10 protein-coding genes are annotated in these 12,295 nt (G+C 71.4%); 4 read left to right on the forward strand and 6 right to left on the reverse strand.

Annotation, left to right across the window (positions count from 1 at the left end; genetic code table 11):
• The first annotated feature begins 20 nt into the window (after positions 1-20).
• On the forward strand, positions 21-1,769 hold the full coding sequence (treZ, locus tag ACSYGN_RS08545; RefSeq protein ID WP_460393521.1) for a malto-oligosyltrehalose trehalohydrolase: 1,749 nt from the start codon (positions 21-23) through the stop codon (positions 1,767-1,769).
• Positions 1,770-2,176: 407 nt separating this feature from the next.
• Here the strand turns inward: treZ and ACSYGN_RS08550 are convergent, their stop codons facing one another.
• The 4 genes from ACSYGN_RS08550 to ACSYGN_RS08565 form a co-directional block, all read right to left on the reverse strand.
• Positions 2,177-3,145: a phosphotransferase family protein gene (locus ACSYGN_RS08550; RefSeq protein WP_460393523.1), complete on the reverse strand. Its 969-nt coding sequence runs from the start codon at positions 3,143-3,145 to the stop codon at positions 2,177-2,179.
• A 265-nt stretch (positions 3,146-3,410) separates the two neighbouring features.
• The gene (locus tag ACSYGN_RS08555) at positions 3,411-4,538 is read right to left on the reverse strand and encodes an aminopeptidase P family protein (protein ID WP_460393525.1); all 1,128 of its coding nucleotides are present in this window, start codon (positions 4,536-4,538) and stop codon (positions 3,411-3,413) included.
• A gap of 505 nt (positions 4,539-5,043) precedes the next feature.
• On the reverse strand, positions 5,044-7,197 hold the full coding sequence (gene cyc2, locus ACSYGN_RS08560; RefSeq protein ID WP_460393527.1) for a germacradienol/geosmin synthase Cyc2: 2,154 nt from the start codon (positions 7,195-7,197) through the stop codon (positions 5,044-5,046).
• A 159-nt stretch (positions 7,198-7,356) separates the two neighbouring features.
• Entirely contained in the window at positions 7,357-8,004 is a 648-nt protein-coding gene (locus ACSYGN_RS08565; protein WP_460393529.1) for a ScbR family autoregulator-binding transcription factor, read from the reverse strand.
• Between the two features lie 543 nt (positions 8,005-8,547).
• Between ACSYGN_RS08565 and ACSYGN_RS08570 the strand changes: the two genes are divergently transcribed.
• Positions 8,548-9,483: a lytic polysaccharide monooxygenase auxiliary activity family 9 protein gene (locus ACSYGN_RS08570; protein ID WP_460393531.1), complete on the forward strand. Its 936-nt coding sequence runs from the start codon at positions 8,548-8,550 to the stop codon at positions 9,481-9,483.
• Positions 9,484-9,544: 61 nt separating this feature from the next.
• Here ACSYGN_RS08570 and ACSYGN_RS08575 read toward each other — a convergent pair whose 3' ends face one another.
• A complete protein-coding gene (locus ACSYGN_RS08575) occupies positions 9,545-10,186 on the reverse strand; it encodes a Tat pathway signal sequence domain protein (protein WP_460393533.1) in 642 nt (213 codons plus the stop codon).
• A gap of 628 nt (positions 10,187-10,814) precedes the next feature.
• Here ACSYGN_RS08575 and ACSYGN_RS08580 point away from each other — a divergent pair.
• Both ACSYGN_RS08580 and ACSYGN_RS08585 read left to right on the forward strand, forming a co-directional pair.
• Complete coding sequence (locus ACSYGN_RS08580) at positions 10,815-11,519, forward strand: DUF6230 family protein (protein ID WP_460403305.1); 705 nt, start codon at positions 10,815-10,817, stop codon at positions 11,517-11,519.
• Positions 11,516-12,010 (forward strand): DUF6114 domain-containing protein, encoded by a 495-nt coding sequence (locus ACSYGN_RS08585; protein ID WP_460393535.1) that lies wholly within the window; start codon positions 11,516-11,518, stop codon positions 12,008-12,010. The genes ACSYGN_RS08580 and ACSYGN_RS08585 overlap by 4 nt, the downstream gene beginning before the upstream one ends.
• A gap of 84 nt (positions 12,011-12,094) precedes the next feature.
• Here ACSYGN_RS08585 and tatA read toward each other — a convergent pair whose 3' ends face one another.
• Positions 12,095-12,283 (reverse strand): Sec-independent protein translocase subunit TatA, encoded by a 189-nt coding sequence (gene tatA / locus ACSYGN_RS08590; protein WP_460393537.1) that lies wholly within the window; start codon positions 12,281-12,283, stop codon positions 12,095-12,097.
• Positions 12,284-12,295: the final 12 nt, after the last annotated feature.

A 12,295-nucleotide genomic window follows, 5' to 3' on the forward strand; every position in this document is an offset into this window, starting at 1 on the left:
CAGACGAAGGGGAACCGTCCGTGCAGTTCGAGGTGTGGGCACCGCAGGCCGGCCGTGTGACGCTCCATTGCGACGACATCACACAGGCGATGCGGCACGATCCCGGCCGCCCCGGCTGGTGGCACGGCGAGGCCGAGGCGCACGACGGCACGCACTACGGCTTCGCGGTGGACGACGGCCCCGTGCTGCCCGACCCGCGCTCCCGCCGCCAGCCGGAGGGGCCGGACGGCTGGAGCGCCGTGGTCGACCACGAGCAGTACGTGTGGCGCACCGCGGGCTGGCCCGGGCGGTCCCTGCCGGGCGCGGTGCTGTACGAGCTGCACGTGGGCACGTACACCCCCGAGGGCACCCTGGACGCGGCCGCCGCACGGCTGGAGCACCTGGTCGAACTGGGCATCACCCACGTCGAGTTGATGCCGCTGTGCCCCTTCCCCGGACGGAACGGCTGGGGGTACGAGGGGGTCTCGCTGTGGGCCGTGCACGAGCCGTACGGCGGCCCCGAGGCACTGAAACGCTTCGTGGACCGGGCCCATGAGCTCGGTCTGGGTGTCGTCCTGGACGTCGTGCACAACCATCTCGGCCCGTCCGGGAACTATCTCCCCGCCTTCGGCCCCTACTTCACCGAGACCCATCACACCCCGTGGGGCGCCGCCGTCAACCTGGACGCGCCCGGCTCGGACGAGGTGCGCGCGTACTTTCTCGGCAGCGCGCTGGCCTGGCTGCGCGACTACCGGATCGACGGACTGCGGCTGGACGCCGTGCACGCGCTGAAGGACACGCGCGCGTGCCACTTCCTGGAGGAGCTCTCCACGGCCGTGGACGGCCTCGCCGAGCGCCTAGGACGGCCGCTGTTCCTGATCGCCGAGTCGGACCTCAACGATCCCCGGCTGATCACCCCGCGCGAGGAGGGCGGCCTCGGTCTGCACGCCCAGTGGAACGACGACTTCCACCACTGTCTGCACACCGTGCTCACCGGCGAGTCGCAGGGCTACTACGCCGACTTCGCGCGCGCGTCCTTCGGCGGTCTCGCCAAGACGCTGACGGGCGGCTACTTCCACGACGGCACGTACTCCAGCTTCCGGGGCCGCGGCCACGGGCGGCCGCTGGACCGTGCGCGGGTCGCCGGGTACCGGCTGTTCGGCTACAGCCAGACCCACGACCAGGTCGGCAACCGCGCGCAGGGCGACCGCCTCGCCGCGTCGCTCTCACCCGGTCTGCTGGCCTGCGCGGCCGCGCTGACGCTGACGGCGCCGTTCACCCCGATGCTGTTCATGGGCGAGGAGTGGGCCGCGGGCACGCCGTGGCAGTTCTTCACCGATCACACGGACCCGGAACTCGCCGAGGCCGTACGGCGCGGCAGGCGGCGGGAGTTCGCGGCGCACGGCTGGGCCGAGGAGGACGTGCCCGACCCCCAGGAACCGGCGACCCGCGACCGCTCCTGCCTCGACTGGTCCGAGCCGGGCCATGAGCCGCACGCGCGCATGCTGGCCTGGTACCGGCGGCTCATCGCGCTGCGCCACGACCAGCCGGACCTCTTCGACCCGGACCTCACCGACATCAGGGCCGCCTACGACGAGGACGCCCGCTGGTTCGCCTTCCGGCGCGGCGACATCCGGGTCGCCGTCAACCTCGGCAAGGAACCCGCGGCGATCCCTCTCGGGCCCCGGCGCGCGGTGGTGCTCGCCGCGTGGGAGCCGGTCGAGGCACCCGGCGCGGACGGGCTGCTGCATCTGCCCGGCGAGTCGTGCGTGGTGCTCGCGCAGTCCTAGGGCGTGTTTCGAAAGTAGCGCCGACCGCCCGAAGGGCGGGCCCTGCGGCGTCTGGTGCGTGCGATCGCAAGGCGGAGGGTCGCCCTCGTACTGGGCGTACATGGGCGATCCCGACAACACAGCCGGGGGCACCCCCTGCTCGTCAGAGCTTGGGGGAGTGCGTGCCAGGCGTCGCAGGGCAGGCGGGACTTTCGAAACACGCCCTAGGGCGTGTCTGACAATTCGCGTCGGATCAGCGCGCGGCGTCTGGTGCGGTGCATCGCAAGGCGGAGGATCGCCCGTGTACTGGACGTACTCGGGTGATCCGACAACGCGGCGAGGTGCCGTGCCAGGCGTCGCGCGCCCGGCGGGAATTGTCAGACACGCCCTAGTACTCCAGTCGCAGACAAGGGGGACGGGGGCGGACCTCACAGGTCGTGGTGGCCCCCGGCTCCGTGGTCTCGCAGTTCCGTGACCCGTTCCAGCAGGATCGTCTCCCAGGCGTGCCGCAGATGGGTGCGCAGCACGGACAGCGGGGTGCTCTCGCGGCCATCCAGGCGGGCGGCGAGGCGTACGACCGCGTCGCAGCGGGCCAGCCACAGACCGCGCAGACAGGGGCGGGCGCCGTAACCGGCCAGGGTTGCGGCCCGCACGGCGGTCGGGGAGCCGACGGCGAGGGCGAGTCCGGCGATGTCCTCGGCCGGGTCGCCGACGGCGGCATCGGTCCAGCCGAGCACCCCACGCACCCGGCCGTCGGGGCTGACCACCAGATGCTCTCCCCGCAGATGGTGGTGCACGAGGACCGCGGTACCGGGCTGGGCGGAGAGCTGGGCCGCGACGGGCGGGGTGAGCTGGTGCAGCAGGGCGGGCTCGAACTCGTCCGCGGCGCCGAGCTGCTGGGCGGCGTGCACCGCCATACGGCGCAGCGCCTCCAGGGAGCGGGCGGGCACGCGCGGCACGCCGAGCCCCTCGGCCTGCCGTACGGGCACATGGCGCAGCCCCGTCAGCAGTGCGGCCAGGTCGGCCTCGCCGACGGCGGTGACGTCGAGTTCCTCCGCCGAACTGCCGGGCACCTTGGTGTCGAGCGTGTACGACAGTCCGGGCGCCCACTCCCCGTGCGCCACGCTGGTCGGCACGGCGACGGGGACGTGTGGGCGTACGAGGTCGCGCACCCGCAGTTCACGGCGCTGACGGACGGTGGCCTCGCGGTCGGGAGCGAGGCGCAGCACATGGCGGGCGCCGACCCACCAGGTGGCGCTCTCGCCGCCCGCGGAGACAGGCCGGACGTCGGGTCCGGCGGTGCCGTTCCCGGTCTGCTTGCCCTCCTCGCCTTCCTTGAGGAGGGAACGGACCAGTCTGCGGACGATGTCCGCGGTGGGTGTCGGTGCCTGGGTCATGGTCGCGCCGTCGTCGTTCGGGTGGGGCCGGGGTGAGGGGGCCTGCAGGGTCCGGCCGGTGCTGTCGGTACCGCTGCCGTCTCCGGTGCCTCTGCTGTCTGCGGTGCCTCTGCTGTCTGCGGTGCCTCGGCCGGCTCGGCTGCCTCTGCTGCCTCTGCTGTCATGAGTCGTGCGGGTCGTCGTAATGCACCTTCTGATGTCGGGGGGACGGGGCCTGGCGGGGGACCTGGCGCGGGACGCGGGGGCCGGACGCGGTGGCTGCACGTCAGTCCACGATCACCATCTCGCGTGTCGTGTCGTTGAGGCGGCGGCCACCGTCCTCGGTGACCGTGACGATGTCCTCGATGCGTACGCCGAAGCGGCCGGGCAAATAGATGCCGGGTTCGACGGAGAAGCACATGCCGGGCACCAGGGGCTGTTCCTCGCCCTCGATCATGTACGGCGGCTCGTGCGTGGTGACGCCGATGCCGTGGCCGGTGCGGTGGATGAAGTACGTGCCGTATCCGGCGTCCTCGATGACCGCGCGCGCGGCCCGGTCGACCTCCTGGCAGGCCACGCCGGGGCGGACGGCACGGAAACCGGCCTCCTGGGCCCGGCGCACGATGTCGTGGACGCGGCGCTCCTCGTCGCTCGGCTCGCCCACGTGGACGGTGCGGGAGGTGTCGGAGCCGTAGCCGTCCCTCAGGCCGCCGAAGTCGAGGACGACCATGTCGCCGTGCTCGATGACGCGGTCGCCGACCTCGTGGTGCGGGTTGGCGCCGTTCGGCCCGGAGGCGACGATGGTGAAGTCGACCTGGGAGTGTCCGAAGCGCCGCAGCAGGGCGGCGAGGTCGGCGGCGACCTCGGACTCGCGGCGCCCGCCGAAGCGCACGGTGCGGATCTCCTCGAAGGTGGCGTCGGCGGCGGCGCCCGCCGCGGCCAGGAGTTCCAGCTCCGGCGCGTCCTTCACGGCGCGCAGCATCGGCAGGGCGTTCGTGAGGGAGGCGTAGGAGGTGCCGGGCAGCGCTTTCTGGAGGCCGAGCAGATGCATCGCCCAGGCGTTGTCGCTGATGCCGAAGCATCCTGAGGGGCCGAGGAGCTGTGCGGTGAGCGCGTAGGGGTCCCGGCCGTCGGTCCAGTCGCGCAGGGCCAGGGCGGGGGCGCCGGTCGCCTTGGCGGCGTCGGGGGCCTCCAGCGTGGGCACCACGAGCACCGGGTCCTTTCCGGGGACGAGGACCAGCATGGTGAGGCGTTCGGTGGCGGCGGTGGGCGCGTAGCCGGTGAGCCACACCAGGTCGGGGCCCGGCGCGACGAGCAGCCCCGCGAGACCCGCGTCGGCGGCCGCCCGCGCGGCCCGTGTCATCCGCGCCCGGTAGTCGTCGGCGCTGAACGGGGCGAGTGTGCTGGCGGCCATCGGGACCTCCGTGAACGGGCGAGACGATGCTACGGGCAGCATCCTGCCCGTCTGCGCAGATCAACGCGAGCGGATGAGGCGCCTTTGACGCCCCCGGCTTCCCGGAATCACCCCTCGGCTCGAACACCGGCACCGCGTGAGCGCTCCGCGGGAAGCGGCAGGAGGGGCCGTCGATCGTCTGCGGGGCCGTTGTGGCTGGTCGCGCAGTTCCCCGCGCCCCTGGGTGCTGCCGGACCGTCGTCGACTTCGCCAAAGCCGCTCAGTCGTGCCCGCCACAGCTCACGCCACGCCGATGACCGGGCACCCGACCCTCGGACTGGCCGACGGGGACGCCCGGCAGACACCTGAGCGCTCCGCGGGAAGCGCCACGATGGGCCGTCGACCGTCTGCGGGCCCGCTGTGGCTGGTCGCGCAGTTCCCCGCGCCCCTGGGTGCTGCCGGACCGTCGTCGACTTCGCCGAGGCCGCTCAGTGGCGCCCGCCACAGCTCACGCCACCGCCCGGCCTCACCCCACCGGAATCACCGGTGCCCGATCCGGAAGGAAGCCGTGGGCGCGGCGGGCGAGGTAGGCGGATTTGTAGCGGTCCACGGACAGGTGCCAGTTGAGGATGCCGGACATCCAGTTCTCCAGGTCGGTGACATAGTCGGCGAGGATCTCGCGGGCCTCGTCCGAGAGGCCGAAGTCCTCGCACAGGACGGGCAGCTCATGGGCGGCGACGTGCTGGAACTGGCGCATGCGCTGGGTCATCAGGTCGTGGACGACGCCGAGTGCGGTCGGGTAGTCGATGCCGAAGAAGTTCTGCACCACCAGGACGGCATTGTGGATCTCGCCCTCGTACTCGATCTCCTTCTGGTACGAGACCACGTCGTTGATCAGGCAGGCGTAGTCGACGGCCGCGTTCTCCAGGGAGCGGACGGGTCCGCTGCGGTACACCTCGGGCGGTACGGCGGGGCCGTGGCCCATCCGGCACAGGCTCATGGTGAGGTCGGAGCCGAAGGTGGCGCGGCGCATCTCCAGATAGTCGACCGGGTCGGGGATACGGTGCTGGAGCTGGTTGGACAGCTCCCAGACCCAGCTCTCGGTCATCGAGTCGACGGCCGATTTGAGCGTGCGCCGCTGGTCGGGCGTCATCGCCGCGGTGGTGCGGGCCCACAGGTCGATCAGGCCGCGTTCCATGCCGTTGACGGGCCCGGGGACGGCCTCGCCGTCGACGGGCATGCAGGACGACAGGCGGGCCGTGGTCAGACGGGCGGCGGCCAGGTCGCGGCGGTGGCCGTAGACGAGGGGGTAGTAGTCGTCGCCGTAGGTGCCCCAGGCCAGCCACTGGGCGCTGAGGTCGAGGGCCTCGGGGGTGGTGTCCGGGTCGATGCCGGCGGAGCAGAGCGGGAGGTCGGCGGCGGCGAGCCGGTCCTCGTCCCAGACGCCCTCCTGGAGCATGCCCATGGTGTGCATCCAGGCGGCGAGGCTGCTCCGGGCGCCGTCCACGTGGGGGCTGAGCCGTGCCTGGAAGGGCATGTGGAAGTCGGGCAGCAGGGACGGGCCGACCCGCTGGTAGGGCTGGTGGGTGTACGCGCGCAGGCGTTCGGCGGCGGCCGTGGCGAGCAGCGCGCCGACGTCGGCGGCGGAGGCGCCGGGGCCGGTCGGACCGTGCCAGGGGCTGGTGGAGCGGGCGCCCTCGTTCATATAGCGGCTGGAGCGCAGGTGCCATTCATGGCCGCCGGACTGCCAGTCCGTCAGCCCCTTGGCGTACGCCGCCACCGCCGCGGTCTCGGCAGGGGTGAGGCCCTGGTCCAGGGCGATCGCCGGGACCTCGGTGAGCGCGGTGTGCTCGAACTGGTGGAGCCGGGAGGTGAGGATGTCGTTGACGGTGTCGGCGGCCTGCTGGGTGGTGCAGCCGAAGAAGGTCTCCAGGACGAGCACACCGTTGCTCAGCTCGCCCTCGTCCTCCACCTCGCGCTGGTAGGAGAACAGGTCGTTGCGCAGGTGGACGGCGTCGGAGAAGGTCTCCATCAGCACCCTCAGGGGACGGCTCTCGGCGACCTGCGCGGGCACCTCGGCCGTCGCGTACTCCACGAGCCCCGCCGACCAGGGGGCGCCGCCGACCTTGCGGCGCATCTCGATGTACTCGACGGGGTTGGCGATGCGTCCCTCGTTGATGTTGGACAGCTCCCACAGGGACTCGTTGAGCAGATGCTCGGTGGCCACGGCGAATCGGCGGCGCCAGTCGGCGGACATCGCCGGGACCGTGCGCGCCCACAGGTCGGCGAGGCCGGCCTCGACCGGGTTGAGCGGCTCGGGCACGTCCGCGGCGGGGTCCAGGGGCATGAACAGCGGGAGCCGGTCGAGGTGGGCCTTGCCCGCGGCGCGGTCCTGGGTGCGCTTGTACATCTCCAGGAAGTGGTCGTCGAAGAAGAACACCCACACGTACCAGTCGGTGACGAGCGAGAGGGCGGGGCCGTCGCAGTCGGGGTGCGTGTACGCGCACAGGAGTCCGTAGTCGTGCGCGTCGAGGTCGGCCTGCTCCCAGACCCCGGAGCCCTCCAGCATGCCCATCTCGCGGGCCCACCCGGTCGCGTGGGCGCGCGCCTCGTCGACATGCGGGTTGAGCCGCGCGGGATACGGCATGTAGAAGTGCGGGAGTTCGAACGGCTGCGTCATGGCCGGGCCCTACCCGTGGTCCCGAGCGGGCATCCGCGGGGCCGGGGCTGATCACACCATTGCGTGAACCGTGGCCGGAACGGCAACTTCCGGCGGGGGCGATGGTGTTCACCGAGTGTGGGGCGCGCGGGCGGTCCGGCGGAGGGCGGCGGCGACCCGTCAGGGGATCCTGATCTCCCGCTCCAGCTGGGTGGCGAGGGTGAGATAGCGGGCGCGGCGGGGCACGGGCACCATGCCCCGGATCACCAGGTGCCACATTTCGGCAAGGCGGCGGGGATGGCGCCCGACCGGTTCGAGGGTGCGTCCGACGACGCGGGTGCCGACGAAGAAACAGACCAGGGAGTGTGCGGCGGCCTCGACGTCTATGTCCGGATGTATGTCCGACTCCTTGGCCGCGCCCACCAGCCGCCGCGAGGTGATCTCCAGCCACTCGGCGTAGGGGTGCCGCAGCGGCGGCCGTACCTCGACCTCGCCGGCGGCGAGCCGCAGTCCCGCGCGCGGGATGGGGCCCTGCACGGCGAGGCGGGAGTAGGCGAACGTGGTGCGCATCAACGACTCGAGCGAGGAGTAGCCGCGGCTCTCCATCTCGCGTGCCACCTGCCGGGACTGACGGGCATGGAGTTCCAGGATGGCCTGGGCCAGGTCCTCCTTGGCCGCGAAATGGAAGTAGAGGGCGCCTTTGGTGACTTGGGCGTGCTCGACGATGTCGCTCAGGCTTGTCGATTCATAGCCGTGACGGTCGAACAGGTCTGCGGCGGCCGTGATGATCGTCGCGCGGGTCTGCTCGGCGCGTAACTGCCTCGCCATCGGCTGGACTCCCCCTTGGGACGGAATCGGGAACAGGATCAAGAACGGGATCAAGAACGGGATCGAGCGCGGAATCGAAGACGGAGAAAACCGGACGCGCCGTTTGTTTTTGGTCACCACTCGTACATGACGGTTCACGCATCAGTAACCATAAGGGAAGCGACGGGAACGCTCGACACCCGCCCCACACCCTTGTCTTTCGGCCATTTCGCGCTGCCGTTCGCATGCAGAATGGTCGAACGACACGTGTAACGGATGTGTACGAGGCCGCAGATGCCACGGCGTTCGCAAGTGTTCGCGGTCGCAGCACGCCCTCCCTCGTTGCCACGCGGCCATGACTGGCGACCGGGCGCTCGACCCGGAGATCGCCAGATTACGAGCCGAACGGTTTGTTTTCAACGTGGCGAGGCACGACTCGGGCGGACCGAGGACGGACGGAGGGCGGACGAGGGGCGGACCGAGGACGGGCTGAACGCACCACGCCGCCCGCCCGTACTGCTCGTTACCGTTCACCGTCCCGCGCCGGCCGAGGAGACGTCCCCGATGAGCCGTACCACCGCACCCTTCAGGGCCGTCGGAGCCGCCGCGGCGGCCGGAGCCGTGCTCGCCCTGTGGGCGGCGGGTCCCGCACAGGCGCACGGCGCGCCCACCAGCCCGGTCAGCCGGACCTTCGCCTGCTCTCCCGACGGCGGCGCCGACGCGCGTACGGCCGCCTGCCGGGCGGCGGTCGCGGCGAACGGCGCGCCCTTCACCCTCTTCGACAATGTGCGGGTGCCGGACGTGAACGGCAGGGACCGGCAGGTGATCCCGGACGGGAAACTGTGCGGCGGCGGGCTGTCCGACTACAAGGGGCTCGATCTGCCGCGCTCCGACTGGCCCTCCACCCGGCTCGCTCCGGGCGCCCGGCTGACGATGACGTACGCCGCGCCGATCCCGCACACCGGCACGTTCCGGCTCTATCTCACGAAGCCCGGCTACGACCCCACCCGCGCACTCACGTGGTCCGACCTGCCCGAGCGGCCGTTCGCCGAGGTGACGGACCCGCCCCTGACGGACGGCGCCTACCGCATCAACGCGACGCTGCCGTCGGACCGTACGGGCCGGCAGGTGCTGTACACGATCTGGCAGACCACCAGCACACCGGACACCTACTACTCGTGCTCCGACGTGGTGTTCACGGGCGGCGGGTCCAAGTCCTCACCGTCCCGGCCGGCTTCGGCGGCGCCCTCGGCATCGACGTCCGCCACGTCCACACCCTCGACCGGGGCGACCGCCGCCGGCAGGCCCGCCGCGACGTCCGACGCGGGCAGCCGGACCACCGGGGCACCGGCCGCGCCGCAGTCGGCGAGCACCCCGGTGGCCTCGGCCACCCGCGAGGGTTCGGGGCCCTCGGCCCCGCTCGTGGCGGGCGGCGCCGCCGCGGTGCTGGTGCTCACCGGGGGCGCCGCCTTGTTGGTGCGACTGCGCAGCAGCCGCTGATCCATCAACGCCCTTTACATACAAGCAGATTGATGGTCCATCAGTTCACTGCAACGGAATGTCAGTTCACGGTCACCGTCGCGCCCCCGTCGGTGACCGGGGCGTACTTGGCGGTGAAGTAGCCGTTCGCGAAGCACAGCGTCGAACCCGAGACCTTGGTGAACTGCTGGTTGGTGAAGTTGATGCTGTGGTCGCTGTTGTCGGCGGTGCCGGTCAGGCTCGACGCCTGGTAGACGCAGGTGATGGAGCCGAGCAGGGTGCGCAGCTTGACCGTGGTCTGGATCGCGCCGGCGCTGCCCGCGGAGACGGTGAGGGCGCCGCCGGAGGTGACGCTGGTGGTGTAGGGCAGGTTGTCGACGGTGATGCTGGTGACGCCGGTGACACCGAGGACGTTGCTGGTGCAGCTGCTGCTGGTGAAGGTGTGGCCGCTCACCGACTCCGTGGCGGTGCCCGGGGCGGTGGGGTTGCCGGTGACGGTGGCTGTGAACTGCGAGGTGGAGCACTTGACGCCGCTGGTGCCGGTGGCGCTGGAGTAGAGCGTGGCGTTGGTGCCGGTCGCCAGGGGGGCGGTGAGGACGTCGCCGACCGCGACGGCACCGGCGTCGGTGGTGAGGACCGGGGTGTCGGCGGCGGAGGCGGGGACGGCGGTGAGGGAGAGCGCGGCGGCGGTACCGGCGAGGGCCAGGAGGGTTCGGGTACGCATGCGGGTGCCTCTTTCTTCGATGTGGGGCTGCTGAGGGTGGGTTCGGGCCCCGTGGGGCCGAGGCGGACCGGCGTCGGCCGTCGCGGTCCGTCACGCCTTCTCCGTACGTGACGGACCGGCGACGGCCTCGGCCGGTCACCGGCCGAAGTCCCTCCGGGGGAAGGTCTTCGGCCGGGCCGGGCGCGAGGTGGCGGGACACGGGCGAAGGGGGAAGCCGACCGTGTCCGTGCCGCACTGAACTGGGCCGGGGCAGAAAGCGCCCCGACGGAAGGGGGGGTGACGGGACAGTCCCGGGAACGCGGACGGTGTGCCGCGCGGCGGATCCGGCGCCACGGATCCTGGGGGGAAGTCAGGCAGAGTTGTAGACCTGATGTTCCGTCAACGTCAAGACATTGCAGGGAAGTTGATATTACGGTCGGCGGGTGTCACATCATCGACACCCGTTTTTCACAACTCCCTTGACCCTTCAATGTAACCCCCGGTAACTTCCTGGAAGGCTACTGCCGCGTAACCACAAAGCCCCTGCGACGCCGGGAGTTGCACGGACGGGTGCGCGGCAGCCGCTGTCCGCGCCAGGACAACGTGCCACTGAAGCCCAACCCGCATGACTATGCCCATGGGAGCAGACATGGCCTCGTCCTCGGACTTCTCGTCCGCCGACAACACCCCCGGGAACCCCGACACCGGTTCCGGACCAGAAGCACCGGCGTCCGCCGTGACCGGCGGAGGCCCCCACAGACGCGGGCGGGTCCGGCTGCGCCGGGCCGCGGTCATGGCGGTGCCGGCCGCCGCGGTCACCGCCGGCCTCGCGGTCCTCACCGCCCAGGGCGCCCTCGGCGTCCAGTTCGCCATCTCCGGCATGCCGTTCGTGGTCACCGCCGACAAGCTGGACGGCACCGGCTTCGAGCAGTTCGGCGGGCTCGACAACATGATCGAGAACAGCCCCAACGCCGGGGACACCGGCGGCCAGGAGCTGGTCGTCACCTCGGTGGTGAAGAACGGCACCCTCACCAACATGTGCCAGAGCGTCGACCTCGGCGGCATCCAGCTCGTCCTCACCGCGGGCGCCGGGTCCAAGCCGGTCAGTGTGTCGAACCTCGCGATCGACTCGGACGACATCAAGGGCGACGCGTCGTTCAACAACATCGAGATCGGCCGCGACGCCAGCACCTTCGACAAGGCCGGCGTCCAGGGTCCGAAGGGCGTCTACGGCCAGCAGGCGGACGGCGTCGTCATCAACCACCTCTACCAGCACAACTACGCCGCCACCGCGGCCGTGTTCAAGCTGCCCGACCTGCACATGCGCTTCGGGAGCGAGGGTTGCCCGCAATGACCCGCTTCCGGCAGTGGCGGGGCGGCCGGCCGTTCGTGGGCGGGGTGCTGCTCACCGTGGGCGGCGCCGAGATCCTGGTGACCATGAAGGCACCGCTCGGCGTGCTCCTCCATATCGGTATGCAGGGCGTGGCCGGCCTTCTGCTGCCCGTGCTGATGATGGTGTGCGGGCTGCTGGTGCTCTTCAACCCGGCCCAGCGGCTGTTCTACTCCATCCTCGGCATCCTGCTGTCGCTGGGAACCTGGGTGACGTCCAACCTCGGCGGCTTCTTCATCGGTCTGCTCCTCGGGGCCACCGGCAGCTGCATGGCCTTCGGCTGGCTGCCCGACCAGGAGCCGCGGATCGGTCGGCGGCAGCGCAGGAAGGCCGCCGCCCGGGAGGCGGCGCTGCGGGAGGGCCAGGGGGCCGAGGAGGCCGCCGGCACCGCGGAGACGGGTGACGCCGGAGAGGCGTTCGCATCGGCGGTCCCCAGCACGGCGGAGGCGGGCTGACGCCTTCCCCGCACTCACCCGGAAGAAGGAACGCTCAGCCCGGTGTCCCGTCCGCTTCGGCGGAGGGGACACCGGGCTTTTCCGTCACTGCGTCCCGGAAGCGGGACCGGAAGCGGGATCTTCGTCCTTCATCGCCTTCGCCTCGCTCTTGAGGATGCGCATCGACCTGCCCAGGGCCCGCGCCGTGTCCGGGAGCTTCTTCGAGCCGAACAGCATGAGGAACACGACGGCCACGACCAGCAGATGCCAGGGTTCCAGTCCGTTGCGGAGCATGACCGCCCCTCC

The sequence above is a fragment of the Streptomyces sp. YIM S03343 genome (genome assembly GCF_054729195.1).